Below are 24,549 nucleotides of genomic sequence, written 5' to 3'. Positions count from 1 at the left end.
TTCATTAGCATTCCAGACGGCGCCTGGCGCACTTTCCAGAGCGATTCGATAAAGGGAATGCATGACACTGAAGATAGGATTCGTCGGCCTGGGCATGATGGGCCTGCCGATGCTGGAGAACCTTGCCCGCGGCGAGGACGGTTTCGCCATCCTGGCCTATGACCGCGACCCCGCGCGCCTGGAGCGCCTGGCGGCGCATCCGGCCTGGGGCAAGACGCTAAACTCCGCCGCCAGCCTGCAAGCGCTGGCCGGCTGCGACGTCGTCATCACCATGCTGCCGGACAGCACCATCACCAACGCGGTGATCGAAGGCAAGGACGCCCTGGCCGCCGTCATGCGCGAGGGTTCGGTGTTGCTGGACATGGGCTCGTCCAACCCCGCCGAGACGCTGCGGCTGGCGCCGCGATTGCGCGAAACGGGCGTGACCCTGATCGATGCGCCGGTATCGGGCGCGGTGGCCAAGGCCGCCGCCGGAACGCTGGCCATCATGATCGGGGCCGATGCCGCCGGCCTGGAGCGCGTGCGCCCGGTGCTCTCGCGCATGGGCGCCTCGCTCATCCATACCGGCGCGGTGGGTTCGGCGCATGCCATGAAGGCGCTCAATAACTACGTCTACGCCGCCGGCCTGCTGGCTGCCACCGAAGCGCTCCTGATCGCGCAGCGCATGGACCTGGACCTGGACGTCTTCACCGACGTGCTCAATGCATCCAGCGGCCGCAACGTGGCCACCGAGACCAAGCTGCGCCAGTTCATCGTGCCGGGCACCTATAACGGCGGCTTCGCGCTGGCCCTGATGGCCAAGGACCTGCGCACCGCCGATTCGCTGCAGGCGCTGGCCGGCGTCTCGGCCACGCAGCTGTCGCTGTGCACGGAACTGTGGCAGCGCGCCCGCGAGGCGCTGCCCGCCGGGGCCGACAACACCGAGATCCACCGCTACCTGGAGCGCTTGAACGCTCCCGCGCCGGACTGAACCGTCCTCGCGCCGACCATAACGACACCAACAGGAGACAGACATGAAACGACCCGCCGCCACGCTCACGCTGGCGCTCGGCCTGGGCGCGGCCCTGCTTGCCGCCGCCGGCGCCCGCGCCGCGACCTATCCCGACCACCCCATCCGCATGGTCGTGCCCTTTCCCCCCGGCAGCATCACGGACGTGGTGGCCCGCAGCCTGGGCAAGGCCATGAGCGAGGACCTGGGCCAGCCCGTGGTGGTGGAAAACAAGCCGGGCGCCAACGGCATCATCGGCACCCACGACGTGGCCCGCGCCAAGCCCGACGGCTACACGCTGGTGGTGGTGGGCGTGTCCACGGCCGCCAGCGGCGTGAGCCTCTTCAAGGACCTGCCCTACAACCCCGCCACCGACCTCGCCCCCATCGGCGCCGTGGCCGAGACCCCTTATCTGCTCGTGGGCTCGCCGCGCATGCCGGGCACCAAGGTGTCCGATCTGTTCGCCTACGGCGCCGAGAATCCGGGCAAGCTGACCTATGCGTATGGATCGGGCAGCGCCCAGGTATTCGGCGCCAAGCTGGCCGCCATGGGCAAGATCAACGTTACGCCGGTGCCTTACCGCGGCGGCCCGCAAGCGCTGACCGACGTGATCGGCGGCACCGTGGACCTCACCTTCACCGACCTGGCCAACGGCCTGCAGCAGGCCCGCGCCGGCAAGGTCAAGACCTATGGCGTCAGCACTCCGGAACGCTTCGCGCTGGCGCCGGACATCCCCACGCTCAATGAAACCGGCGCGCCGGGCTTCGACCTGACGGTGTGGTTCGGCCTGATGGGTCCGGCGGGCCTGCCCGGCCCCGTGCTCGACCGCCTGTCCCAATCGCTGGGCAAGGCCCTGGCCAACGACGAACTGAAGCAGACCTATGCCCGCCAGGGCCTGACCGTCAAGACGCAGACCCCCGCCGAATTCGGCGGCTTCGTCCGGTCCGAAATCGACAAATGGGCTGCCATCGTCAAGGAAACCGGCATCCCGCCGCAATGATCCACGCCTTCAACCCCTTCCAGGAATTCTCTCAATGTCGCTGATCGATATCCGCAAGCGCTGCCTCATCGTCGAAACCATCCACCATGAAAATGGCCCGGCGCCGGCGCAGCCCCTCAAGCTCGCCGCCTCCTGCGCCGTGATCCGCAATCCCTACGCCGGCCGCTACGAGCCGGACCTCATGCCCTTCATGGCCGAGCTGCGCAGCCTGGGCACGCTGTTGGCCACGGAACTGGTCGACACGCTGGGCGGCAAGGAAAACGTCGAGGTCTACAGCAAGGCCGCCATCGTCGGCCTGGACGGCGAAATGGAACACGGCGCGGTCTGGCACGAAGCCGGCGGCTGGGCGATGCGCAGCGTGCTGGGCGAACCCAAAGCCATGGTGCCCGCCGTGAAGGCCGTGGCCGTGGCGGGCTACCGGATGATGGTGCCGGTACATTACATCCACGCGTCTTATGTGCGCAGCCACTTCAACAGCATCGAGATCGGCATCCAGGACGCGCCGCGCGCCAACGAGATCCTGTTCGCGCTCGTCATGGGCACGGGCGGCCGCGTGCATTCGCGCCTGGGCGGACTGACCAAGGAAGCGGTCTCCGTGCACGACGGCCAGCGCTAGCGCCAAGGGCCGATGCCGCTCGCCAGGCCTATGCGCCCGGAATCGTCAGGGACAGCCCCGCGCGGTCGGCCACATTGCAGATGTGCGCCCGCATCGCGCGGCGCGCCGCCTCGGGCGAGCCCGTGGCCAGCGCGTCGATGATCTCGGCATGCTCGCGGATGGGTTCGCGCACCCTGGCGGGATCCGCGAACGCGACCTGGCGGCTGCCGTCGACCACGTCGCCGATGCTCTCGGCCAGGTCCAGCAACATCGGGCTGCCGGCGATTTCGAACAGGCAGGCATGGAAGGCGTGGTCGCCTTCGGACATCGTGACCAGGTCGCCGGCGTCGGCCGCCTGTTCCATTTGCTCGATGGTCGCGTGCAGGCGGCTCAGCCCCGCCTGCGTCACGACGCTGGCCGCCAGGCCGGCCGCCAGCTCCTCGAGCTGGTTGCGCACCAGATAGACGTCGCGCAAGGCATAACGGCCCTGGAAGCGCCAGCGGCCGTAGGCGCTGCCCAGGCCCTTCTCTCCCGGCCTGGCGATGAACACTCCGCGGCCCGCCTCGCTGCGCAGCATGCCCAGGCCTTCCAGCATGGTGATGGCCTCGCGCAGCGAGGCTCGGCTGACGCCCAGCGACTCGGCCAGCTGGCGCTGCCCCGGCAGCTTGCCAGCCGCGGCCCATTCGCTCGAACGGATGCGGGCCTGCAATTGCTGGGCAATGTGTTCGACGGTGTTCATCGTGGAATTCCTCAATGCGCGGGCGCGCGGCGGGCGCCCCGGAGGTCGTTGACAGCCAAATCCTGCCTGGGCATTATGACACCCAACTGGTCTGACCGGTAAGGATAAAGCCGGGCCGGACAACACCCCCGGCGCGCCGCCGGGGCCCCGCCCCAACCCCTATAGAAGCGCCGCTCATGACCGACCTCCACGACAGATTCGCCCGCGCCGTCGACGCCCTGGCCCGATTGGGCGACTACCCCTATCCCGAGCGGCGCCAGGCCTGGCTGGACCGGCTGCGCGTCAATCTCCCCGAACTGGAAATGCTGGATGCGCTGGCGCCGGATGCAGAGCTGGGCTACCTGGCGCCGCCCCCGGCCGCGCCCGGCGACGCGCTCCCCGCCGCACAGGCGGGCCGGGGCATCGCCGTCTCGCGCCACGTGCCCGGCATCGCCGCCATCGCGCGCGAATGCCGGGACGCCCCTGAGCGCGCGGCCGACGCGGCCAAGGCCGCGCTGGCCGCAGCCCGCCAGCAGGCCGGGCTGAACGCATTCATCGCCCTGTCGGACACGCCCGCGCTGGACGGCGCGGCCGCCGCCGCGGCCCGCAAGCTGCGCGAAGGCTCCGCCATGCCGCTGATGGGCGTGCCGTTCGCCGTCAAGGACCTGATGCAGGTCGCGGGCTTCTCCCAGACCAACGGCAGCGGCGGGCTGAAGCCGCCTCCCGCCCTGCGCGACGCGCTTGCCGTGGCGCGGCTGCGCGACGCCGGCGCCCTGGTGGTCGGCACGACGAATCTGCATGAGCTGGCCTACGGCATCACCAGCGAGAACCCCCACTACGGCTGGGTGGGCAACCCTCGGGCGGAGGGCTACACGGCAGGCGGATCCAGCGGCGGTTCGGCCGCGGCGGTGGCCGCCGGCATCGTGCGCCTGGCGATCGGCACCGATACGGCCGGGTCCATCCGCATTCCGGCTTCCTGCTGCGGCGTGGTCGGCTTCAAGCCCACGTTCGACGCCATTTCGCGCGACGGCGCGCAGGCGCTGGGCGCCAGCCTGGACCACCTGGGTCCGATCGCGGCCAGCGTGGCGGACGCTGCCCTGGCGTTTTCGATCATGGCGGGCCAGGCGGAGCGCACGGTCAGCGTCGGCGCGCTGACCGGGCTGCGCGTGGGCGTGCCCCGCAATTACTTCTATGCCCCCCTGGCCGATGACGTGGCCCAGGCCGTGGACCGCGCGCTGGCGTTGATGCAGGCGGACGGGGCCACCCTCGTCCCGGTGGACCTGCCCGGCGTGGAGCACAGCGCTGCGCTGCAGTTCGCCACCCTGTGCAGCGAAGCCACCGACATCCATTGGCGCCGGCTTATCGACCAGCCCGACACCCTGGGCGCCGACGTGCGGGTGCGGCTGGAGATCGGCCAGTTCTTTCCGGCCACCTGGTATGCGCGGGCGCAGCGCGGCCGCGCTGCGTTGGCGCGCATGTTCGACCAGGCGATGCAGGCGGTGGACGTGCTGGTCACGCCCACCCTGCGCATCGAGCCGCCGCGTTCAGGCGCGGGCGCGGTCGTCATCGGGGGCCAGGAGGTGCCGCTGCATACTGCCGTCACCGGGCTGACCATGCCCTTCAACCTGACCGGCATGCCCGCGCTGACGCTGCCTTGCGGCAGCGGCCGCAACGGCCTGCCGATAGGCCTGCAGATCGCCGGCGCGCGCGGAGCCGATTGGCGCGTGCTGAACGCCTCGGCGCGGGTGGAGGCGCTGCTGGGTTCCTAGTGCGCTGTCCCGCAGATAAGCCCGCACGAAACCCTCCCCATGGCCGCCATGGCGTTGTTGCAAATCCTCGCGATACCTACGGGTATCGCTGCGGTTTGCGCCTAGCCCTGCCGACCAGGGAAGAATTTCGTCATGCGGACGTATCTACGGGACAGCACACTGCGCATGCTGGTAAACACTAACTGGTCAGACCGGTACTACAGGATTAAAAAATAGACGACGTTCCCCGACCGCCGACACCGTTCGCCTTCGCGGACGACGGCATCGCCGCAGCTCCTTTCCCAAAGGAAACAACGATGAAACTGCTTCGCTTTGCCGCAGCCGTATCCGCGGTCGTACTAGTCTCCTCCGCCCAAGCCGCGGATCCCATCGTCATAGGCGTGAGCATCGCGCAATCCCCTCCCGGCTCCGTGGTGCAAGGCACCCAGGTGAAAGACGGAGTGGAGATCATCACCAAGATGATCAACGACAAGGGCGGCGTGCTGGGCCGCCCGCTGAAGATCGTCTACGAAGACGACCAGGGCATTCCGGAAAAGGGCCGCGCGGCGGCCGAGAAACTGATCTCGCGCGACAAGGTCGTCGCCGTCACCGGCGGCCACCAGAGCTCGGTATGCCTGGCCGAGATCGAGGTCGTGCACCGCTACAAGGTGCCCTACGTCAATACCAACTGCTGGTCCGACGACGTGCGCACCAAGGGCTACCCGGAAGTCTTCAACCCGGCCAACTACAACACGCGCGTCTCCAGCGCCATGGCCGACACAATCGCCGCGCTGAAGGTCAAGAGCGTGGTGGCCTTCGCCGAAAACACCGACTACGGCATCGGCCAGGCCAAGCTGCTGGGCGAATTCCTCAAGAAGGCCGCGCCGCAGACCCAGTACAAGTACGTGGCGCTGGATCGCGCCGGCAAGGACTTCACCCCGGCCGTGCTGCCGCTGCGCGGCAATCCGCCCGACCTGGTGGTCAACATCATGCTGCCGCCGGCCGCCTACATCCTGATGAACCAGCTGTACGAACAGGGCGTGGCGCCCAGCGCCAAGACCTGGTTCTACGACGGCGCCGGCATCGCCGACTACCCCGACTTCTGGAAGAACGTGAAGGAAGCCGGCAAGTACATGCTGGCTTTCGGCCTGTACCACCCGCAAATGCCCATGCCCCAGCTGGGCCTGGACGTCGCGGCCACCTATCAGAAGCAGGCCAAGACCGAACCCAACCGCCTGATCTTCCAGGCCGCCGACTCGGTGCTGCTGATCGCCCGCGCGATCGAGGAAGCCAAGTCGACCGACAGCGCCGCCATCATCAAGACCCTGCAAGGCATGCAGTTCGAAGGCGTGCGCGGCAAGTTCAGCTTCTCTCAGCAGCCCGGGTACACCTACCAGCAGTGGGTCGACATTCCGTATGTCACCTACCAGCTGACCGAGGTGGACCAGCCCCTGAGCAAGACCACGCTGATCCAGGCTTCGGGTCAGCCCTTGCAAATCGACAAAGTGGTCAAACCCGCCAAGTAATAAAAACCCTCTCGCCTTGCTTTGGAGCGGCCAGAACAAAAGGGTCCGGCCGCATCCATCCTGAACCTCAATGAACGCCGGGGACCTGCCCCGGCGTCGGGGAGCATCGAGTGCTGGCACTGGACCTGTTCGTCAACGGCCTGATCATCGGCCTGTTCTACGCGCTGATGGCGGTCGGCCTGACCATGATCTTCGGCATCCTGAAGATCGTGAACTTCGCCCACGGCGAGTTCTACATGATCGGGGCGTACACCTACACCCTGGTGTCGCTGGCCCTGGGCGTCCCGCCCTGGCTGGCGCTGCCCATCGCCGCGGCCGCGGGCGCGCTGCTCGGCTGGGCCACCGAACGCTGGCTGATGCGCCCGCTGTACGCCGGCTACGGCTCCTGGGGCCTGATGAAGGATGAGTACGCGGTGGTCGTCACCTTCGGCCTGTCGCTGCTTCTTATCAACCTGGTCGACAAGGTCGTGGGCCCCTATCCCATGCGCGGCCCCGCTCTGTCGGACGTGACGCGCATGGCCGTCGGCCCATTCATGATGAGCGGCCAGAAGCTGATCACGGCGGGCCTGTCCATCGTGCTGCTGGCCGGGCTGGCGCTCTTCATCAAGCGCTCGCTCTGGGGCCGGCAGGTCCAGGCGGTGGCGCAGAACCGGCTGGGCGCGTCCATCGCCGGCATCGACACGGCGCGCGCCAGCAGCATCATCTTCATGGCGTCCGGCGTGCTCGCGGCGCTGGCGGGCGCGCTGCTGGCCCCTGTCATCAATCCCGCTCCGGACGTGGGTGCATTCCCGGCCATCAAGTCCTACGTGATCGTCGTGATCGGCGGCATGGGCTCGATCCCCGGCAGCATCCTGGCGGCGCTGGCGCTGGGCGTGCTCGAGAGCTTCGGCGCCGTCTACCTGTCGTACGACTACCGCGACACCTTCGGCCTTGCGCTCCTGATCCTGATCCTGCTGTTCCGGCCCAAAGGCCTGTTCGGCGAACGCGCGCGGGAGGTCTGAACATGGATCCGCTTGCCCACCCCAACCTGCTGCGCAACAAGCTCAGCCAGGAAATGCGGCTGTCGCTGGTGTTTCTTGCCGTGCTGGCGCTGCTGCCCCTGGGCGTGTCCTCGCCCTACTGGCTCGGCGTGCTGATCGTCAGCATGTATTTCGCGATGCTGGCCACCGGCTGGAACCTGCTGGCGGGCTACACGGGCCAGTTCTCGCTGGCGCCGGCGGCCTTCGCCATGCTGGGCGGCTACACGACCGGCTTGCTGGCCTATCACTGGAACGTGCCGCTGTGGCTCGGGCTGCCGTTGTCCGCGGTGGTGCCCGGGCTGATCGGCCTGCTGCTGGGCCGCATCGTGCTGCGGCTGTCCGGCCCCTACCTGGCGCTCACCACGCTGTCCTTCGCCGAGATCGTGCGCCTGGTGATCTACAACTCCATCGACTTCACCCGCGGCGACCAGGGACTGCACGTGCCCGCGCTGCTGGAAAGCCGTGTCGGCAACTATTACCTGTTCCTGGGCGTGCTGGCGGCGGTCACTCTGCTGGTCTTCCTGCTGCTCCGCGCCCGGCCGGGCCGTTTCCTGCAGGCGATCCGCGACGACGAGATCGGGGCGGCCAGCCGCGGCATCGACGTGGTGCGCTACAAGACGCTGGCCTTCCTGGTCAGCTGCGCCATCTGCGGATTCGCCGGCGGCCTGTACGGGACGTTCGCGCAACTGGTCAGCCCGGAGCTGGGCATCGTGGCGCAGACCGGCATGGTCATCGCCATGGTGGTGATCGGCGGCATGGGCACGCTGGTCGGGCCGCTGCTGGGTGCCGTGCTGGTGTACGTCGCGTCCGAAATGCTGCGCGACGTGGGCAACATCCAGATGATCGTGTTCGCGCTGCTGGTCATCGTGTTCGCGCGCTTTTTCCGTGAAGGGCTGTGGGGCCTGGCGCGCCGCGCCGTGCTGCGCCGTTCCGGCAACGCCAGGGGAGCCTGATGGCACTGTTGCAGATATCGGGAATACAGAAGCGCTTCGGCGGCCTGCTCGCCGTGAACGGCGCGGGCATGGACGTGGCCGACGGTGAGCTGCTGGGGCTGATCGGCCCCAACGGCTCGGGCAAGACCACGCTGCTCAATGTGCTCTCCGGCCACCTGGCCGCGGACGCCGGCGAGGTAAAGCTGGACGGGCGCAGCATCATGGGCCTGAGCCCTACCCGCCTGACGCGGCTGGGCGTCCTGCGTATGTTCCAGATGACCCGCGTCTTCAACCGCGTCAGCGCCTACGACAACCTGGTCGTGTGCGGCCTGGCGATGGGGCTGGACGAGGCCGGGGCCAACCGGCGCGCGCTGCAGCTGCTGGAGGAGCTCAAGCTGGGCCACGTCATGCACCTGGACGCCGGCCAGTTGTCGGGCGGGCAGAAGAAGCTCCTGGAATTCGGCGCCTGCTTCATGGTGCCGCCGCGCGTGGCGCTGCTGGACGAGCCCTTCGCCGCCGTGCACCCGGTCATGAAGGAAACCATGTCCGAGTTCATCCGCCGCCGCAACGAAGGCGGCCAGACCTTCATCCTGGTCAGCCACGACATGCCGGTGGTCGTGGACCTGTGTCCGCGCTCGGTGTGCATGAACGCGGGCCGGGTGCTGGCCGACGGCCCCACCCAGCAGGTGCTGCGCGAGCCGGCCGTGATCGAGGCCTACCTGGGCGAGCAGGGACAAGAGGAGCAGAACCATGCCTGACACGCTGCTGGCCATGGAGGACGTGACCGCCGGCTACCTGGGCGACATCGACGTGCTGCGCAACGTGTCGCTGACGGTCGAGGCCGGCCGCATCAGCGGCCTTATCGGGCTGAACGGCGCGGGCAAATCCACGCTGATGAAAGCCATCTGCGGGTTCCTGCCGCCAAAGTCCGGCCGCGTCACACGGGCCGGGCGTGACATCTCCGGCCAGGCGCCGCACCGCATGATCGACGACGGCCTCTGGTACATCCCGCAGGAATCCAGCCTGTTCCCCTACCTGACGGTAGAGGAAAACCTGCGCCTGCCGCTGGAAGGCCGCCGCAAGCGCTACGGCGACGTGTTGGAACCGCGTTTCGCCGACACGCTGGAGCGGTTCCCGGTGCTGAAGGAAAAACTCAAGGATCAGGCGGGCAACCTGTCGGGCGGTCAGCAGAAGTCGCTGGAATTCGCCAAGGCCTACATGGTGCAGCCCCAGGTCTGCCTCATCGACGAGCCCAGCATCGGGCTGGCGCCGCGGGTGGCGGCCGAGGTATTCCAATGGATACGCGCGTTCGCCGACGCGGGCATGGGCATCCTGCTGGTGGACCACAACGTGCGCCGCGTCGTGGCCATGTCCAACCACATCTACGTGCTGAGCCTGGGTGAAATCACCGCCTCGGGCTCGCCCGAGGATTTTGCCGGCGACCTGCACGAGCAGGTGCGCGAATGGCTGGGGATCAATTTCTGATGGACGCCCGCTACCTGATCGCGCAGCCGCTTTCCGCCGAGGCGTTCGCGCCCTATGGCGAAGTCGTCAGCAGCGCCGGCCGGGACGGCCGATCCATCAATGCCGGCACTTCGCTGCGGGTGGAAATGGCCGAGCCCGACATCCTGGACGCAGGCGGCCGGCCATCGCTATCCGTGTTCCGGGCGCGGGCGATCGCCCTGCCCTTCGCCGCGCAGGTGCTGGAACGGCACCGCCTGGGCAGCCAGACCTTCCTGCCCCTGGCCGCCACGCCCTATGTGGTGCTGGTCGCGCTGGGCGCCGACGCGCCCGATACCGCCACGCTGCGCGCCTTCCTGGCGGGGCCAGGCGTGGGCATCACCTTGCGCCGGGACGTCTGGCATCATCCGCTGATGGCGCTGGCTGACGGGGATTTCGCGGTGCTGGAACGCGCCGGCCCGGCAGTGGACTGCGAAGTGGCGCCGCTGCCGGACGCGCCCTGGACGATCCGGACGGCCTGAGCAGTACTAGCGCGCCGTCCGCCGCCAGACGCTGGCCAGCCAGGGCTGCTGCTCGCGCGGCAGGCCCTGCGGCCGGTAATAGTGTTCAAGCTCCTCGAACCCCGCGTCCGCCAGCAGGCCGCGCCATCCGTCCAGATCGTGGTAGGCGCCGTAGCGCCCGCGGTTCCAGCCTTCCTGGTTGCCGCCCCGGGGATTGGAGCTGAACAGTACGCCACGCGGCTTCAGCGCGGCGCGCAGCTCCCGCAGCACACGCGGCAGCTCCTGTCCGGGCACATGGAACAAGACGGCGTTGGCGAAGATGCCGTCGAAGCGGCCGTCCGGCAAGGACAGCTGCAGGAAATCCTGCAGCCAGACCTCGCACCCGCTCGCCTGCCGAGCCATGTCGACGAAGCGCGGCGTGCCGTCCAGGCCCACGGCCCGGTGGCCTAGCGCCGTGAAGGTCTTCAGGTCGCGGCCGGGGCCGCAGCCCAGGTCCAGGATGTCGTACGGGGGCTCGCCTTCGATATCGCGCAGCAGCGCGGCGATGTTCTGGCTGACATCATGGTCGCGCGTGCCCGCTTCGAACGATTCGGCGTTTTCTTGATAGTGCGCCAGGGTCAGGGAACTGATCTTGGCGAGGTCTTCGGGATCGAGTCTCATCAGGCGATTTTGCCTGAGGTGGAGCTTTTATGGGGGTGTCTGACACCCGGGAAGGTCCGTTTGGATTGGATGGGCGTCTCGTATGGGTGTCAGACACCTGGAAACGCAGGCGTCAGGCGCCTACATCGCTACCGCATGGTTCGGGTGTCTGACACCCTGGCGAGATGCACTCCATACTGCGCAGCCCCCCAGTTCAGGTGCCCGGTTCAGGTGCCCGGTTCAGGTGTCTGACACCCTGGCGAGATGCACTGCATACTGCGCAGGCCCCTCAAAGGGTGTCAGACACCACCCGCATCAAGCAGCCAGCCGACCTTCGATGCTGGCCTTGGTGGCCGGCAGGTCCTCGGGCAGGCCCTGCTCCAGCTGGTTGAAGAGTTCGCCATGCAGGGCCAGCTCGTCGCGCCAGGCGGCGGCGTCCACGGACATGACCTGCTCGAACTTGTCCGGGCTGAACTCCAGCCCGGTCCAGTCGATGTCCTGGTAGCTGGGCGAAATGCCGAACACCTGGTCCACGCCCTTGGACTGGCCGTCGATGCGGCCCAGCATCCAGCGCAGCACGCGCATGTTGTCGCCGAAGCCGGGCCAGACGAACTTGCCGTCCGGGCCCTTGCGGAACCAGTTGACGCAGTAGATGCGCGGCAGCGTGGCGCCGGCGGCTTCCAGCTGCTTGCCCAGCTTCAGCCAGTGGTTGAAGTAGTCGCTCATGTTGTAGCCGCAGAACGGCAGCATGGCGAAGGGATCGCGGCGCACTACGCCCTGCTGGCCCGCGGCCGCGGCGGTGGTTTCCGACCCCATGGTGGCGGCCATGTACACGCCTTCGACCCAGTTGCGGGCTTCGGTGACCAGCGGCACGGTGGTGGAGCGGCGGCCGCCGAAGATGAAGGCGTCGATGACCACGCCCTTGGGGTTTTCCCATTCGGGGTCGATGGACGGGCATTGCGCGGCCGGCGCGGTGAAACGCGCGTTCGGGTGCGCGGCCTTGCGGCCCGTCTCGCGCGCGATGGCGGGCGTCCAGTCCTGGCCCTGCCAGTCGGTCAGGTGCGCGGGCGGCGTGTCCGTCATGCCTTCCCACCAGACGTCGCCGTCATCGGTGAGCGCCACGTTGGTGAAGATGACGTTGGCCTTGAGCGTGGCCATGGCGTTGAAGTTGGTCTGCTCGCTGGTGCCCGGCGCAACGCCGAAATAGCCGGCCTCCGGGTTGATGGCGTGCAGGCGGCCGTCCGGGCCGGGCTTGATCCAGGCGATGTCGTCGCCGATGGTGGTGACCTTCCAGCCGTCCATGCCCTGGGGCGGGATCAGCATGGCGAAGTTGGTCTTGCCGCAGGCCGACGGGAAGGCGGCGGCCACGTGGTACTTGCGCCCCTTGGGCGAGGTGACGCCCAGGATCAGCATGTGCTCGGCCAGCCAGCCCTGGTCGCGCCCCATGGTGGAGGCGATACGCAGCGCGAAGCACTTCTTGCCCAGCAGCGCGTTGCCGCCGTAGCCCGAGCCGAAGCTCCAGATCTCGCGGTTCTGGGGGAAGTGGACAATGTACTTGGTGGGGTTGCACGGCCAGGACACGTCGGCCTCGCCGGCTGCCAGCGGCTTGCCCACGGAATGCACGCAGGGCACGAAATCGCCATCGGTGCCGAGCACGTCGTAGACCTGCTTGCCCATGCGCGTCATGATGCGCATGTTCACCGCCACGTAGGGGCTGTCGGAGAGCTCCACGCCGATGTGGGCGATGTCGGAGCCCAGCGGACCCATCGAGAACGGCACGACATACAGCGTGCGGCCGCGCATGGCGCCGTCGAACAGGCCATTGAGCGTGTTGCGCATCTCGGCGGGATCCGCCCAGTTGTTGGTCGGGCCGGCGTCCTCGGGACGGTCCGAACAGATGAAGGTGCGGTCCTCGACCCGGGCGACGTCGGAAGGATCCGACCAGGCCAGGTAGGAATTAGGCCGCTTGGCGGGGTTCAGCCTGCGCAGGGTGCCCGACTGGACCATCTGCTCGCAAAGGCGATCGTATTCTTCCTGGGACCCATCGCACCAGACGACGTGGTCGGGCTTGGCCAGCGCAACGAAGCTCGCCACCCAGTCGATCAGACCGCGGTGCTTGACGTAGGCGGGCACGTTCAAGGCTGCCAATCCCCCATCCAAAGGCTTATTCATCGGGGTTATCTCCATACTAGTAAAGCGAATGGTGTTACGGCCCCAATTCGGTGGGGCCGTAGCAATTTGCGCCATCATACTTGCAGCGGCCTGTTGCCCGTCAACCCATCCTCATGGACGACATTGTCACGGGTTGAGACCGCCTACGCATAGCTGCCGTCGCGCAGCTCCTTGCGGATGATCTTGCCGGTGGCGGTGGTCGGCAAACTGGTTACAAAGCGGATCGCGCGCGGGTACTCGTGCGCCGCCAGGCGGGTGCGCACGTGGGCCTGCAGGGACTTCACCAGCCCGTCGTCGCCCTGGAATCCGTCGTTCAATACCACGTAGGCCATCACGATCTCCGTGCGCTCGGCATCAGGCACGCCCACCACGGCAGCCATGCGCACGGCGGGGTGGCCGATCAGGCAGTCCTCGATGGGCCCCGGGCCGATGCGGTAGCCGGCGCTGGTGATGACGTCGTCGTTGCGGCCGACGAAGCGGATGAAGCCCTGCTCGTCGCGCACGCCCATGTCGCCGGTCAGGAGATAGTCGCCGACGAACTTCTCGGCCGTGGCCTCGGGGTTGTTCCAATAGCCCAGGAACATGACCGGGTCGGGCCGCAATACGCCGATATTGCCCTCCTGTCCATCCGCCACTTCGGCGCCCCGTTCATCCACGATCGCCACCCGGTGGCCGGGCGCGGCGCGGCCGATCGAACCGATGACGGAATCGAACAGCGACGAGCACGACGACACCAGCATGTTGCATTCCGTCTGGCCGTAGAACTCGTTGATGGTGACGCCCAGCACTCGGCGGCCCCAGTCGATGAGTTCCGCGCCCAGCGATTCGCCGCCGCTGGCGACCGAGCGCAGCGCCAGGGCGCCGGCCCCGGGTGGCTGCGCCACGCCCCGCATCATCTTCAGCGCGGTGGGCGGCAGGAAGGTGTGCGTCACGCCGTGGCGCGCCATCAGCTCGAACGCGCTGGCGCCGTCGAATTTCTCGAAGCGGCGCGCCAGCACGGGCACGCCGTGGTGCCAGGACGGCAGCAGCACGTCCAGCAGACCGCCGATCCAGGCCCAATCGGCCGGCGTCCACATCAGCGTGGCGTTCTCCGGGAAGAACTCGTGCGACATCTCCACGCCGGGCAGGTGGCCGAGCAGCACGCGGTGCGCGTGCAGCGCGCCCTTGGGCTTGCCGGTGGTGCCCGAGGTGTAGATGATGACCGCCGGATCGTCCGCAGCCGTCGCCACGGGCGTGTAGTCCTCGGACTCCTGGGCCAGCGCGGCATGGAATGGCACCGCCTCGTCCACGATTTCGTCGTCGATGCAGTAGACGACCTTCAGGTCGGGCAGGCTGGCGCGGATCTCGCGCAGCTTGCGGCAGCCTGCCGCGTCGGTCACGAGCGCCGCCGCGCCGCTGTTGGCCAGGCGGAACTGGATGGCGTCCACGCCGAACAGGGTGAAGAGCGGCACCGCCACGGCGCCCATCTTGTAGACCGCGATGTGCGTCACCGCCGTCTCGGGCGCCTGCGGCAGGTAGATGGCCACGCGGTCGCCGCGCTTGATGCCGTGGCGCTCCAGGCTGTGCGCCAGGCGGTTGGACTGCGCCCTGATCTGGTCGAAGGTATAGCGCGACTGGGCGCCGTCGCTTTTCTCGTAGATCAGCGCGAGCCGGCCGCTGCCGTCGGCCCATTTGTCGCAGGCGTCGACGCCGATGTTGTAGGCCGCAGGCACCTGCCATTGGAACTGGGACGCAAGCTGCGTGTAGGAATCGGCTCTGGACAGCATGGTTTGTCTCTGATGTTGTTCGAATTCACCGGCGCCTGGCGCCGGCCTTTTGGGGAACGCTACCCCATGCCTCCTCGGGGAGGCGTGTCTTGCCACAAACTTGACCCTGGCTCAATAATAAACCCCCTCCCACCTTCCCGCCCCCTTTCCCCGCATGGAAAAAGCCGCCACCGTCCCGATGCGCCGCCCGCCGGCCAGCGCCAAATCCGAGCAGCGCATCCGGGACATCCTGCGCGTTGCGCGGCAGGTCTTTTCCGAGGCCGGCTTCCAGGCCGCCACGGCCACGGAGATCGCGCAGCGGCTGGGCGTGTCCGAAGCCACCGTGTTCACCTATTTCGGCGGCAAGCGCGAGCTCTGCGTGCGGGTCATCAGCGACTGGTACGACGAAATCATCGCCAAGGTGGAGGACGACCTGCCCCGCGTGCAGGGCGCCCGCGCCCAGCTGCATTACCTGGTGCACGCGCACCTGCGGCACCTGCTGGCCGAGGGATCCGGGCTGTGCGCCTTCATCCTGTCCGAAGGGCGCGCGCGCAACGATGATTTCGGCGAGGTCTACGCGGCGCTGCAGCGCCGCTATACCGCCCCGCTCATGCGCATCCTGGCCCAGGGCCAGCAAGACGGCGACATCCGGCGCGACATGCCGCTGCGGCTGTTGCGCTCGGCGGTCTACGGCCCGATGGAGCACGTGCTGTGGGACGCCATCCTGCGCGGCGCGCGGGTGGACGTGGGCGCTACGGCCGACCAGCTGGTCGGCTTTCTGTGGCAGGCGCTGCAGCCGCCGGCGCGGGACGCGCTGGCACTGGCCCAGTTCCGCGGCGAAGTGCGGGATGCCCTGCATCGCCTTCAGTCGTCGGAGAACAGGGACGGCGGCACGTACTGAGGAAAGCCGTTGTAGGCCTCTCCCCGCTCGGCCGGCTGCAAGGTCCATGAGTGCCGCGCGTTGGGCACGCCGCCATCCACGCGGATGACGCTGCCGTTGATGAAGGCCGCCGCGGGCGACAGCAGGAAGACCACCGCCGCGGCCAATTCGGCCTCGGTCCCGAACCGCTGCAGCGGCACCTTGGTCTTCAGCTCGCGCAATACCGCGCGGTACTCGTCGTCATAGCTGTCCATGCCGCTGGAGGCGATCCAGCCCGGCGCCACGGCGTTGACGCGCACACCCGCATGAGCCCATTCGCAGGCGGCCGTCTCGGTCAGGTTCCAGACGCCTGCGCGAGCGGCGCCTGAATGGCCCATGCCCGGCATGCCGCCCCAGATGTCGGCCAGCATGTTCACGATGGCGCCGCCGTGCTGGCGCATGTGCTGCGTGTAGACCTCGCGCGCCATCAGGAATGTCCCGTGCAGATTGTTCTGGACAACCGCGTTCCAGCCGTTGAAGCTGATGCGGTCCAGGGGCGCGGGGAACTGCCCGCCGGCGCAATTGAACAGGCCATCGATGGCGCCATGCCGGGCCAGCGCGTCGGCGACCGCGCCGCGCACGCCGGCCTCGTCGCGGATGTCGCAGGCGTGCACGCTGATACGGCCGGCGGCTTCGGGATAGATCCGCGCGATCTCCTGCTCCGCCGCCTGCAGTTTGTCCAGCTTGCGCCCCACCAGCGCGAGGCCGGCGCCCAGTGCCGCCAATTCGTGCGCGGTGCAGCGGCCCAGGCCGCTGCCCCCGCCCGTCACGAGGATCGTCCTGCCGTCGAAAAGCCCCGGACGGAATACCGACGCATAGCGCGGGTCGGCGGCTCGGCCGCCTGGTTGTGATTGCATGTCTCGCTCCATTATTTTTTTGAGGATAACTCAATATTTGGACATGACGCATCGCCCGGCCATCGATTTCCTTCTAGAATCGATCCATGCATATGCCGCCGTTATTGAGCGCCAATCAAGAAGACAGGAGACCCCGATGACGATGCAAGCCCCGCTGGATGCCGTCCGTGACGGCGCCATCGCCCGCCTGACGCTGAACCGCCCCGACGTGCGCAACGCCTTCGACGACGCGCTGATCGCCGCCCTGATCGCCGCGGTCCGGCAAGCCGCCGAAGACCCGGACGTTCGCGTGCTGCTGCTGACCGGCGCGGGCAAGGCGTTCTGCGCGGGCGGAGACCTGAACTGGATGCGCAAGATGGCCACGCTGACCGATGCCGAAAACCGCGCCGACGCCGCGAAGCTGGCCGGCATGCTGCACGCGATCTGGTCCTGCCCCAAGCCTATCGTGGCCGCCGTCAACGGCGATGCCTACGCCGGCGGGATGGGCCTGCTGTCGGCCTGCGACATCGCCATGGCCGCCGACAACGCTCATTTCTGCCTGTCGGAAACGCGGCTGGGCCTGCTGCCCGCCACCATCAGCCCCTATGTGATCCGGGCCATGGGCGAACGCGCCGCCAACCGCTACTTCCTGACCGCCGAACGCTTCGACGCCGCCACGGCGCTGCGGCTGGGTCTGGTGCATGAAGTCGTGCCGCAGGGCGGCCTTGCCGCGCACGCCGAGGCCATCTGCCGCGCGCTGTGCGCCAACGGCCCTGGCGCCGTGCAGGCCAGCAAGCGGCTGGTCCGGGATTTCGCCGGCCAGCCGATAGACCCGGCGCTGATCGCGGACACGGTCGAACGCATCGCGGCGATACGCAGTTCCGGAGAAGCCCGGGAAGGCGTGGCGGCCTTCCTGGAAAAGCGCGAGCCCGCCTGGAGGCAAGGCGCGTAAAGGGAGCCGCGGGCGGCGCAGGGGCGAGGCCGCGGCAAAGCCGCATGCCATAATTCCAGCCGAATCTCTGGAAGCCCCATGCCGCAAGCCAATCCTCCCGCATTTCCCCCGCTGAACGCCGAGCGCCTCTGGGCCCGCGTCGAAACTCTGTCCCGATTCACCCTGCCCGGCGTCCCCTGGACGCGCCGGGCGTTTTCGCCGCTGTTCGACGAAGCCCGCGCCTGGCTGCGCAGCGAATTCGAGGCCGCCGGCCTGGCCACCCGCCTGGACGCGGGCGGCAACCTGATCGGCACCCTGCCCGGACGCGATTCCGCGCGCAAGCCCATCGCCACCGGCTCGCACTGCGACACCGTCATGAGCGGCGGCCGCTTCGACGGCATCATCGGCGTGCTGGCGGGCATCGAGGTGGCCCACAGCATGCGCGAGCACGGCGTCCAGCTGGACCATCCCTTCGAAGTCATCGATTTCCTGTCCGAGGAACCCAGCGACTACGGTATTTCCTGCGTGGGCAGCCGCGCGCTGTCCGGCCAATTGACCGCCGAGATGCTGGCCTCCCCGAATCCCGATGGCGAAACGCTGGCCCAAGGCATCGCCCGCATCGGCGGCGACCCGTCGGCGCTGGGCGCGCCATTGCGCGGCGCAGGCGAGACCGCGGCCTTCGTCGAGCTGCATATCGAACAGGGCCCGGTGCTGGAAAGCCGCGGCCTGCCGATAGGCGTGGTCACCAACATCGTCGGCATCCGCCGCGTGCTGATCACGGTGGAAGGCCAGCCCGACCATGCCGGCACCACGCCGATGGACATCCGCCGCGATGCGCTGGTGGGCGCGGCCCGCATCATCGACGCCGCCAGCCGCCAGGCCAGCGCCGCCAGCGGCAATCCCCATTATGTGGTGGCCACGGTGGGCCGCCTGTCCATGACGCCCAACGCGGCCAATGCCGTGCCGGGCGTAGTCGAGCTGACGCTGGAGATGCGCAGCGACAGCGACGCCGTGCTGGACGCCTTCCCCGAAACCCTGATGGCGGGCGTGGCCGAGGACCTGAAGGCGCTGCGCCTGACCGCGAGCTTCACGCAGTTGAGCCGCGCCCGGCCCACCGACTGCACGCCGCTGGTGATGGACGCCGTGCAGGCCGCCGCCGACCAGTTGGGCTACGCCTCGATGCGCCTGCCCAGCGGCGCCGGCCACGATGCCGTCTACATGGCGCCGACCGGCCCCATCGGCATGATCTTCATCCCCTGCCTGAACGGCCGCAGCCACTGCCCCGAAGAATGGATCGAGCCCGCGCAGCTGCTGGACGGCACCCGCGTGCTGTACCAGTCGGTGCTCCAACTGGACCGCGTGTTGCGCGGCGCCTGAACGCCCTGAGCCCATGGAACAGATAGAACTCAACGACAGCACCGCCGACCGCTACCTGCTGGACGCGCCCGGCCTATCGCTGGTGGTCTTCCACAGCCGCACCTGCGGCAACTGCCGCGTCGCGCGCGAGCAGCTGCCGCAGCTGGAACTGCCCGTGGAACGCCTGTGCTGGGTGGACGCGGGCGATAACCGCGGCCTGGTCGAACGCTACGAGGTCTTCCATCTGCCCGCCATGTTCGTCACCCGCGACGGCGCTTTCTTCGGCCCGGTGCAGGCGACCCTGGCCGAATGGGACCTGCGCCAGCAGATCGGATTGGCCCTGGACAGTTATCCGGCCGAACTGCCGTGAGCGCCCCCGCCCCCCGGCCCCTGCGCCAGCCGCTGGACGCGCTGGCCACCGGCTCCATGCTGCTCCTGTGCGTCTGCTGGGGCTTCCAGCAGATCGCGATCAAGCTGGTTGCCGGCGACGTGGCCCCCATCATGCAGATCGGCCTGCGCTCGGCCTTCGCGGCGCTGGTGCTTGCCGTGGTGGTGTGGCGGCGCGAGGGCGCGCGCGCCTTCAACGACGGTACCGCCGTGCCCGGTTTGATCGTGGGCCTGCTGTTCGCCGCGGAATTCCTGTTCGTGGCGCAGGGGTTGGTCTATACCACCGCCTCGCACATGTCCGTGTTCCTGTACACCGCGCCCATTTTCGCGGCGCTCGGGCTGCACTGGCTGCTGCCGGAAGAACGCATGAAACCGCTGCAATGGATCGGCGTGGCGATTGCATTCTGCGGCATCGCCGTCGCCTTCCTGGGCAAGGGCCAGCCCGAAGGGCACGCCGGCGCGCCCAACATGCTGCTGGGCGATGCGATGGGCCTGGTCGCGGGCCTGCTGTGGGGCGCTACCACGGTGGCGATCCGCAAGACCTCGCTGTCGGAAGCCGCTCCCGCGAAAACCCTGCTCTACCAGATGGCGCTGGCGGCGGTAATGCTGCTGGGGTTCGCCGCCGCCACCGGCAGCGACGGCTTCCGCTACACGCAGGCGGCGCTGCTCAGCGTCGGGTTCCAGTCGGTGGTGGTGGCCCTGTCCAGCTACCTCGCCTGGTTCTGGCTGCTGCGCCGCTACCTGGCGTCGCGCCTGTCGATCCTGTCGTTCATGACGCCGCTGTTCGGCGTTAGCTTCGGCGTCCTCATCCTGGACGAGCCGCTGGACGCCGCCTTCGTGCTGGGCGCCGTGCTTGTGCTTGCCGGCATCACGCTGGTGAGCGGGGCGGAACTGCTGCGCGAGAAACTGCGGCCCGCCCGCTGATCAGGCCTGGCGCCGCCCCGGCGCATCCAGGTTCAGCACGATCAGGGCCGCGCCCGCCAGCACCAGCCCGAACCCCCACCAATCCAGCGGCGCGGGCCGATCCCCCACCAGCGCCATCGCGCCCAGGACTCCGACCACCGGCACCATCAGCGTGGTCAGCGTGGCGACCGTGGCGCTGACCCGTTCGCTCAGGACGAACCACAGCCAGTACGCGACGGCGGTGCCCAGGACGATGTGGAACGACAATGCCGCAATTACGCGCCCGCTCCAGCCCTGCGTCGGAAACGACTCGCCCGAGACCAGCACGCCAGCCAGCGCGCAAGCCGCCCCCACCACCAGTTGCCACGCCGTGATCACGATGCGGTGCCCGGCCACCGGCCAGCCCTTCAGGTAGACCGTGCCCGCCGCCCAGCCGAACGCGGCAACCAGGGGAAACGCCAGGCCCTTGGCCGCCGCAAGGTCATGTTCGCCGAAGACCGCGCGCAGCACTGGCCAGGCCAGGATCGACACGCCGCCCGCGCCCAGCATCAGCGCCAGCGCGCGGCGCCGGTCCAGGCGTTCTCCCAGGACGGCCCACGCCAGCACCGCCGACATCATGGGCATGGTGAAGGTCAGCACCGCGGCGCGCGAGGTGCTGGTGCTGAGCTGCGCCCAGGCCACGGCCAGGTTGAAGACCGCAACCGCCAGAAAGCCGCCCACCACGATGCCCGGCCACGACGCGCGCGGCGGCAGCAGGTCCAGCCGCTTGGCGCGGGCCAGCAGGAACAGCAGCAAGGCGCCGCTGCCCAAGCCCAGCAGGCGCAGGGTGAAAGGCGGGACGATGGCCAGGATGATCTTCACCGCCGGCCAGTTCAGCCCCCAGAACAGGGCCAGCGCGACGGGGATCAGGCGCACGCGGCCTTTTCCCTGGCGATCAGTCCGGCCAGGCCCTGGCGCTGCCGGCCCTCCGCGTCGAAGTTGTCCGGGCTCAGCCACTGTTCGTAGGCTGCGCGCAAGGCGGGCCATTCGCCGTCCACGATCGCGAACCACGCCGTATCGCGGCTGCGGCCCTTGTAGACCGTGGCCTGCCGGAAGATGCCCTCGAATTCGAAACCCAGGCGCGCGGCCGCCTTGCGGGACGGCGCGTTCAGGCTGTCGCACTTCCACTCATAGCGGCGGTAGCCCAGTTCGTCGAAGACCCGGCGCATCAGCAGGAATTGCGCCTCAGTGGCGATGCGCGTGCGCTTGAGCTGGCGCGAGAACGACACGAACCCGACTTCGATGGCCCCGTTGGGCGGATCGATGCGCATCAGCGCGAGGGTGCCGATGGCGCGGCCCGATTGCAGGTCGATGATGGCGTGGTGCATGGGATCGGGACCCGCCTGGACCTTCTCCGCGAACGCGCGGTACGCGGCTTCGTCGGCGAACGGGCCGACCGACATATAGGTCCAGTCGCTATCGTCCGGCGCCAGGCTGAACGCCCGGTACAGATCCGCCGCATGGCGCTCGGCCGACAGCGGCTCCAGCCGGCAATAGCGGCCCGATATCGGCGTCAGGGGCGGGCGCGGACGCGCGGTCCAGCCCGGCATGTCCGGGCCGATCGGTTGCTGAAAAGCGTTGACGCGAGCTTGCATGCTTCTGGACCTCTTCCGGGTTGGCGCGCGCCGCCGGCATGGCGGACGCAATCTGCATGGCTTCACGATATCGGAATCGTGGCATCATAAAAAGCACCACGATCCAGGATTTTAATAGGGCCATGATGAACACTTCCGCCCTGCTCGCCAGCCCCCTCAAGCGCGGCCCGGGCTCCCTGCCGCGCCAGCGCCAGCTGATCCAGCGCCTCAAGCAGGCCATCCTGGCCGGGCAGTTGCCGGCCGGCGGCAAGCTGCCGTCGTCGCGCGCGCTGGCCGAAGAACTGGATATCTCCCGCAACACGGTGCTGATCGCCTACGAGCAGCTCACGGCCGAAGGCTTCGTCATCGCCGACCGCCAGGGCACGCGGGTCGCGCCCTTGTCGGCCGCGGCCGGCGGCGCCAAGCATGCCGCGCCGCCGCCTGCCAAGACGCCGGCCACCGCCAGGCGGCTCGCCAGCATCGTCTCCACGCGCAACGCGAACGACGCCTCGCTGCCCATGACGCCCGGCACGCCGGCGCTGACGCAGTTCCCCATCAACGCCTGGCGCCGCGCGCAGGACCGGGCGCTCCAGGCCGCGCCCGCCACCACCCTGGGCTATGGCCATCCCGTCGGCGAGCCCGCGCTGCGCGAAGCCATCGCCCAGTACCTGCGCGTGTCGCGCGGCGTGCGTTGCGACGCGTCCCGCATCGTCATCACCGAAGGCGCGCAAGGCGCGCTGGCGCTCTGCGTGCAGTTGCTGACCAATCCCGGCGATACGGCCTGGCTGGAAGAGCCCGGCTACCGCGGCGCGAAATCCGCCTTCCATGGCGGCGACCTGGACGTGCTTGCCCTGCGGGTGGACGCGGACGGCATCGCCATCCCGGAAAGCGCCTGGCGGAACCGCCCGCCCCGGCTCATCCAGACCACGCCCTCGCACCAGTACCCCACGGGCGCGGTCCTGTCGCTGACGCGCAGGCTGGACCTGATAGAACGCGCCCGCCAGGCGGGCGCCTGGATCATCGAAGACGATTACGACAGCGAATTCCGCCACCAGGGCGAACCCATCGCCGCCATGCAGGGGCTGGTGGCCGACGCGCCGGTTCTGTATGTGGGCACCTTCAGCAAGACCATGTTCCCCGCCCTGCGCCTGGGCTTCCTGGTGCTGCCCGAGGCCATCGCGGCGCAGGCCATGCCGTCCATCGTCGAAATGCTGCGCGGCGGCCACCGGCTGGAGCAGCTGACCATGGCCGCCTTCATCGAGAACGGCCAGTTCTCCCGCCATCTCGGGCGCATGCGCCGCCTGTACCGCGAACGGCAGGCCGCGCTGCGCGATGCGCTGGCCGCCCACCTGGGAATCGAACACGAAGTGCTGGGAGGGCACAGCGGGCTGCACCTCACGGTGCGGCTGCCGCCCGAGTTCCCCGACCAGGACATCGTGCGCCAGGCGCGGCGGATGGGGATGAACCCGGGCGCCCTGTCCTCGTTCGCGGTATCGCCCCAGGCCGAGGACAACGGCCTGGTGATCGGCTACGGCAACACGGGGGCCGACCGCTTCCCCGCGCTGCTGCGGCGCTTGCGGGAGGCGGCATTGGAATACAGGAAACGGCGCTAGCGGCGCGGAAGACTCAATTGATCAGCCCTCCCAGCACCAGGACGGCCAGGAACAGCCAGAAGATGAACGCCAGGATGGCGCGGCGCAACAGCGCCTTGACCGCCGCCCAGAGCAGCATGAGCCCCAGGCCCAGCAGCACCAGGTTGAACACTGAGGGACTCATGCCCATCGCGCCGGCCAGGCCCGCATAGAAGTCGCCCAACGCGCCGCCGATGCCGCCCAGCAGCCACTTCAGCCCCGAAACGATGCTGCGCAGCGCTTCGCCGAGCATGCCGCCCAGCGATGCGAAAAAGCCCTCGCCGGCCGGCATCAGCGGCGCGAATCCGTCAGCATGCGCACCGCCAGGCCAGCCAGCACGGTTCCCATCAGCCAGCGCTGCACGACCATCCACAGTGGACGGCCCGCCAGGAAACCGGCGATGGACCCGGCCATGATGGCGATGAGGGCGTTGACGGAAAGGCTGATCACGACCTGGGTCATGCCCAGCGCCAGCGACTGCGCGAACACGCTGCCGCGCTCGGGCTGGATGAACTGCGGCAGCAGCGACACGTACATGATGGCGATCTTGGGATTGAGCAGGTTGGTCACCAGCCCCATCGTGAACAGCGTGCGCGGACTGCTCTTGGGCAGGTCGTGCACCTGGAACGGCGACCGGCCGCCGGGGCGCAGCGCCTGCCACGCCATGTACAGCAGGTACAGGGCGCCGCCGATGCGCAGCGCGTCGTACGCGTAAGGCACCGCCATCAGCAGGGCCGTGATGCCGAACGCCGCGCAACAGACATAGAAGACGAAGCCGACCGCCACGCCTCCCAGGGAGATCAGGCCGGCCTGGGCTCCTTGCGAGATGGAGCGGGAGACCAGGTAGATCATGTTGGGCCCGGGAGTGAGCACCATGCCCAGGGCGACCAGGGCGAACGTGAGGAAGTGTGTGAGGTCAGGCATGATGGG

Annotated in this window: 25 protein-coding genes; 16 read left to right on the top strand and 9 right to left on the bottom strand. The window is 68.6% G+C overall.

The features are described 5' to 3' along the window. Window positions 1-61: 61 nt before the first annotated feature. Genes JL37_RS16325 through JL37_RS16315 form a run of 3 tightly spaced genes read left to right on the top strand, consistent with a single transcriptional unit; the run spans window position 62 to window position 2,604 of the window. Entirely contained in the window at window positions 62-970 is a 909-nt protein-coding gene (locus tag JL37_RS16325; RefSeq protein WP_043545365.1) for an NAD(P)-dependent oxidoreductase, read from the top strand. Between the two features lie 43 nt (window positions 971-1,013). Further along, a complete protein-coding gene (locus tag JL37_RS16320; protein ID WP_197064619.1) occupies window positions 1,014-1,988 on the top strand; it encodes a tripartite tricarboxylate transporter substrate binding protein in 975 nt (324 codons plus the stop codon). A 34-nt stretch (window positions 1,989-2,022) separates the two neighbouring features. Next, on the top strand, window positions 2,023-2,604 hold the full coding sequence (locus JL37_RS16315; protein ID WP_043545362.1) for an amino acid synthesis family protein: 582 nt from the start codon (window positions 2,023-2,025) through the stop codon (window positions 2,602-2,604). A gap of 28 nt (window positions 2,605-2,632) precedes the next feature. Here JL37_RS16315 and JL37_RS16310 read toward each other — a convergent pair whose 3' ends face one another. Further along, window positions 2,633-3,322 (bottom strand): FadR/GntR family transcriptional regulator, encoded by a 690-nt coding sequence (locus tag JL37_RS16310; RefSeq protein ID WP_043545359.1) that lies wholly within the window; start codon window positions 3,320-3,322, stop codon window positions 2,633-2,635. A gap of 176 nt (window positions 3,323-3,498) precedes the next feature. Here JL37_RS16310 and JL37_RS16305 point away from each other — a divergent pair, with 176 nt between their 5' ends. From JL37_RS16305 to JL37_RS16275, 7 genes are all read left to right on the top strand, one after another. After that, window positions 3,499-5,070, top strand: a complete 1,572-nt coding sequence (locus tag JL37_RS16305) for an amidase (RefSeq protein ID WP_043545358.1) — start codon at window positions 3,499-3,501, stop codon at window positions 5,068-5,070. Window positions 5,071-5,366: 296 nt separating this feature from the next. Continuing rightward, window positions 5,367-6,575: an ABC transporter substrate-binding protein gene (locus tag JL37_RS16300; RefSeq protein ID WP_043545357.1), complete on the top strand. Its 1,209-nt coding sequence runs from the start codon at window positions 5,367-5,369 to the stop codon at window positions 6,573-6,575. A gap of 110 nt (window positions 6,576-6,685) precedes the next feature. Then, window positions 6,686-7,576 (top strand): branched-chain amino acid ABC transporter permease, encoded by an 891-nt coding sequence (locus tag JL37_RS16295; protein ID WP_043545355.1) that lies wholly within the window; start codon window positions 6,686-6,688, stop codon window positions 7,574-7,576. Window positions 7,577-7,578: 2 nt separating this feature from the next. Beyond that, window positions 7,579-8,547 carry a branched-chain amino acid ABC transporter permease gene (locus JL37_RS16290; protein ID WP_043545353.1) on the top strand — a complete coding sequence of 323 codons (969 nt, stop codon included), beginning with the start codon at window positions 7,579-7,581 and terminating at the stop codon, window positions 8,545-8,547. Further along, window positions 8,547-9,284, top strand: a complete 738-nt coding sequence (locus tag JL37_RS16285) for an ABC transporter ATP-binding protein (protein WP_052097265.1) — start codon at window positions 8,547-8,549, stop codon at window positions 9,282-9,284. The genes JL37_RS16290 and JL37_RS16285 overlap by 1 nt, the downstream gene beginning before the upstream one ends. After that, window positions 9,277-10,011, top strand: coding sequence for an ABC transporter ATP-binding protein (locus JL37_RS16280; protein ID WP_043545352.1), 735 nt, complete (start codon window positions 9,277-9,279; stop codon window positions 10,009-10,011). Before JL37_RS16285 ends, JL37_RS16280 begins: the two co-directional genes overlap by 8 nt. Then, a complete protein-coding gene (locus JL37_RS16275) occupies window positions 9,990-10,508 on the top strand; it encodes an ureidoglycolate lyase (RefSeq protein ID WP_231570362.1) in 519 nt (172 codons plus the stop codon). The genes JL37_RS16280 and JL37_RS16275 overlap by 22 nt, the downstream gene beginning before the upstream one ends. Window positions 10,509-10,514: 6 nt before the next feature. Here the strand turns inward: JL37_RS16275 and JL37_RS16270 are convergent, their stop codons facing one another. The 3 genes from JL37_RS16270 to JL37_RS16260 all read right to left on the bottom strand — a co-directional run bounded on the left by JL37_RS16270 (window position 10,515) and on the right by JL37_RS16260 (window position 15,064). Beyond that, complete coding sequence (locus tag JL37_RS16270; protein WP_043545350.1) at window positions 10,515-11,147, bottom strand: class I SAM-dependent methyltransferase; 633 nt, start codon at window positions 11,145-11,147, stop codon at window positions 10,515-10,517. A 294-nt stretch (window positions 11,148-11,441) separates the two neighbouring features. Next, window positions 11,442-13,298 (bottom strand): phosphoenolpyruvate carboxykinase (GTP), encoded by a 1,857-nt coding sequence (locus JL37_RS16265; RefSeq protein ID WP_043545349.1) that lies wholly within the window; start codon window positions 13,296-13,298, stop codon window positions 11,442-11,444. Between the two features lie 143 nt (window positions 13,299-13,441). Further along, on the bottom strand, window positions 13,442-15,064 hold the full coding sequence (locus JL37_RS16260) for an acyl-CoA synthetase (RefSeq protein ID WP_043545348.1): 1,623 nt from the start codon (window positions 15,062-15,064) through the stop codon (window positions 13,442-13,444). A gap of 154 nt (window positions 15,065-15,218) precedes the next feature. On the opposite strand from JL37_RS16260, the gene JL37_RS16255 reads away from it, so the two are divergent. Then, window positions 15,219-15,944 (top strand): TetR/AcrR family transcriptional regulator, encoded by a 726-nt coding sequence (locus tag JL37_RS16255; RefSeq protein WP_043545347.1) that lies wholly within the window; start codon window positions 15,219-15,221, stop codon window positions 15,942-15,944. On the opposite strand, the gene JL37_RS16250 is transcribed toward JL37_RS16255, so the two are convergent. Then, window positions 15,908-16,819, bottom strand: a complete 912-nt coding sequence (locus JL37_RS16250) for an SDR family oxidoreductase (protein WP_043545346.1) — start codon at window positions 16,817-16,819, stop codon at window positions 15,908-15,910. The genes JL37_RS16255 and JL37_RS16250 overlap by 37 nt on opposite strands. A gap of 136 nt (window positions 16,820-16,955) precedes the next feature. Between JL37_RS16250 and JL37_RS16245 the strand changes: the two genes are divergently transcribed. The 4 genes from JL37_RS16245 to JL37_RS16230 all read left to right on the top strand — a co-directional run bounded on the left by JL37_RS16245 (window position 16,956) and on the right by JL37_RS16230 (window position 20,396). Beyond that, window positions 16,956-17,750: an enoyl-CoA hydratase/isomerase family protein gene (locus tag JL37_RS16245; protein ID WP_081955087.1), complete on the top strand. Its 795-nt coding sequence runs from the start codon at window positions 16,956-16,958 to the stop codon at window positions 17,748-17,750. A 78-nt stretch (window positions 17,751-17,828) separates the two neighbouring features. Beyond that, window positions 17,829-19,106 (top strand): Zn-dependent hydrolase, encoded by a 1,278-nt coding sequence (locus JL37_RS16240; RefSeq protein WP_043545344.1) that lies wholly within the window; start codon window positions 17,829-17,831, stop codon window positions 19,104-19,106. A gap of 13 nt (window positions 19,107-19,119) precedes the next feature. Next, complete coding sequence (locus JL37_RS16235; RefSeq protein WP_043545343.1) at window positions 19,120-19,455, top strand: co-chaperone YbbN; 336 nt, start codon at window positions 19,120-19,122, stop codon at window positions 19,453-19,455. Between the two features lie 56 nt (window positions 19,456-19,511). Then, on the top strand, window positions 19,512-20,396 hold the full coding sequence (locus tag JL37_RS16230) for a DMT family transporter (protein WP_052097324.1): 885 nt from the start codon (window positions 19,512-19,514) through the stop codon (window positions 20,394-20,396). Here the strand turns inward: JL37_RS16230 and JL37_RS16225 are convergent, their stop codons facing one another. Beyond that, complete coding sequence (locus JL37_RS16225) at window positions 20,397-21,290, bottom strand: DMT family transporter (protein ID WP_043545340.1); 894 nt, start codon at window positions 21,288-21,290, stop codon at window positions 20,397-20,399. Next, window positions 21,281-22,009, bottom strand: a complete 729-nt coding sequence (locus JL37_RS16220; protein ID WP_043545339.1) for a GNAT family N-acetyltransferase — start codon at window positions 22,007-22,009, stop codon at window positions 21,281-21,283. The genes JL37_RS16225 and JL37_RS16220 overlap by 10 nt, the downstream gene beginning before the upstream one ends. A 125-nt stretch (window positions 22,010-22,134) precedes the next feature. Between JL37_RS16220 and JL37_RS16215 the strand changes: the two genes are divergently transcribed. Further along, window positions 22,135-23,601, top strand: a complete 1,467-nt coding sequence (locus tag JL37_RS16215; RefSeq protein ID WP_043545801.1) for a PLP-dependent aminotransferase family protein — start codon at window positions 22,135-22,137, stop codon at window positions 23,599-23,601. A 13-nt stretch (window positions 23,602-23,614) separates the two neighbouring features. On the opposite strand, the gene JL37_RS16210 is transcribed toward JL37_RS16215, so the two are convergent. Then, window positions 23,615-23,911: a hypothetical protein gene (locus tag JL37_RS16210; RefSeq protein ID WP_043545338.1), complete on the bottom strand. Its 297-nt coding sequence runs from the start codon at window positions 23,909-23,911 to the stop codon at window positions 23,615-23,617. Continuing rightward, entirely contained in the window at window positions 23,911-24,543 is a 633-nt protein-coding gene (locus JL37_RS16205) for a LysE family translocator (RefSeq protein ID WP_043545336.1), read from the bottom strand. Before JL37_RS16205 ends, JL37_RS16210 begins: the two co-directional genes overlap by 1 nt. Window positions 24,544-24,549: the final 6 nt, after the last annotated feature.

This window comes from Achromobacter sp. RTa (assembly GCF_000757485.1).
In the GTDB taxonomy this organism is placed as follows: Bacteria; Pseudomonadota; Gammaproteobacteria; order Burkholderiales; family Burkholderiaceae_B; genus Achromobacter.
This window is presented reverse-complemented; position numbering and strand designations above follow the sequence as displayed.

Bases quoted from the DNA above. Each gene is read 5' to 3' on its own strand.
- JL37_RS16325 (WP_043545365.1), top strand. From the start codon at position 62: ATGACACTGAAGATAGGATTCGTCGGCCTGGGCATGATGGGCCTGCCG.
- JL37_RS16320 (WP_197064619.1), top strand. From the start codon at position 1,014: ATGAAACGACCCGCCGCCACGCTCACGCTGGCGCTCGGCCTGGGCGCG.
- JL37_RS16315 (WP_043545362.1), top strand. From the start codon at position 2,023: ATGTCGCTGATCGATATCCGCAAGCGCTGCCTCATCGTCGAAACCATC.
- JL37_RS16310 (WP_043545359.1), bottom strand. From the start codon at position 3,322: ATGAACACCGTCGAACACATTGCCCAGCAATTGCAGGCCCGCATCCGT.
- JL37_RS16305 (WP_043545358.1), top strand. From the start codon at position 3,499: ATGACCGACCTCCACGACAGATTCGCCCGCGCCGTCGACGCCCTGGCC.
- JL37_RS16300 (WP_043545357.1), top strand. From the start codon at position 5,367: ATGAAACTGCTTCGCTTTGCCGCAGCCGTATCCGCGGTCGTACTAGTC.
- JL37_RS16290 (WP_043545353.1), top strand. From the start codon at position 7,579: ATGGATCCGCTTGCCCACCCCAACCTGCTGCGCAACAAGCTCAGCCAG.
- JL37_RS16285 (WP_052097265.1), top strand. From the start codon at position 8,547: ATGGCACTGTTGCAGATATCGGGAATACAGAAGCGCTTCGGCGGCCTG.
- JL37_RS16280 (WP_043545352.1), top strand. From the start codon at position 9,277: ATGCCTGACACGCTGCTGGCCATGGAGGACGTGACCGCCGGCTACCTG.
- JL37_RS16275 (WP_231570362.1), top strand. From the start codon at position 9,990: ATGGCTGGGGATCAATTTCTGATGGACGCCCGCTACCTGATCGCGCAG.
- JL37_RS16270 (WP_043545350.1), bottom strand. From the start codon at position 11,147: ATGAGACTCGATCCCGAAGACCTCGCCAAGATCAGTTCCCTGACCCTG.
- JL37_RS16265 (WP_043545349.1), bottom strand. From the start codon at position 13,298: ATGAATAAGCCTTTGGATGGGGGATTGGCAGCCTTGAACGTGCCCGCC.
- JL37_RS16260 (WP_043545348.1), bottom strand. From the start codon at position 15,064: ATGCTGTCCAGAGCCGATTCCTACACGCAGCTTGCGTCCCAGTTCCAA.
- JL37_RS16255 (WP_043545347.1), top strand. From the start codon at position 15,219: ATGGAAAAAGCCGCCACCGTCCCGATGCGCCGCCCGCCGGCCAGCGCC.
- JL37_RS16250 (WP_043545346.1), bottom strand. From the start codon at position 16,819: ATGCAATCACAACCAGGCGGCCGAGCCGCCGACCCGCGCTATGCGTCG.
- JL37_RS16245 (WP_081955087.1), top strand. From the start codon at position 16,956: ATGACGATGCAAGCCCCGCTGGATGCCGTCCGTGACGGCGCCATCGCC.
- JL37_RS16240 (WP_043545344.1), top strand. From the start codon at position 17,829: ATGCCGCAAGCCAATCCTCCCGCATTTCCCCCGCTGAACGCCGAGCGC.
- JL37_RS16235 (WP_043545343.1), top strand. From the start codon at position 19,120: ATGGAACAGATAGAACTCAACGACAGCACCGCCGACCGCTACCTGCTG.
- JL37_RS16230 (WP_052097324.1), top strand. From the start codon at position 19,512: ATGCTGCTCCTGTGCGTCTGCTGGGGCTTCCAGCAGATCGCGATCAAG.
- JL37_RS16220 (WP_043545339.1), bottom strand. From the start codon at position 22,009: ATGCAAGCTCGCGTCAACGCTTTTCAGCAACCGATCGGCCCGGACATG.
- JL37_RS16215 (WP_043545801.1), top strand. From the start codon at position 22,135: ATGAACACTTCCGCCCTGCTCGCCAGCCCCCTCAAGCGCGGCCCGGGC.
- JL37_RS16210 (WP_043545338.1), bottom strand. From the start codon at position 23,911: ATGCCGGCCGGCGAGGGCTTTTTCGCATCGCTGGGCGGCATGCTCGGC.
- JL37_RS16205 (WP_043545336.1), bottom strand. From the start codon at position 24,543: ATGCCTGACCTCACACACTTCCTCACGTTCGCCCTGGTCGCCCTGGGC.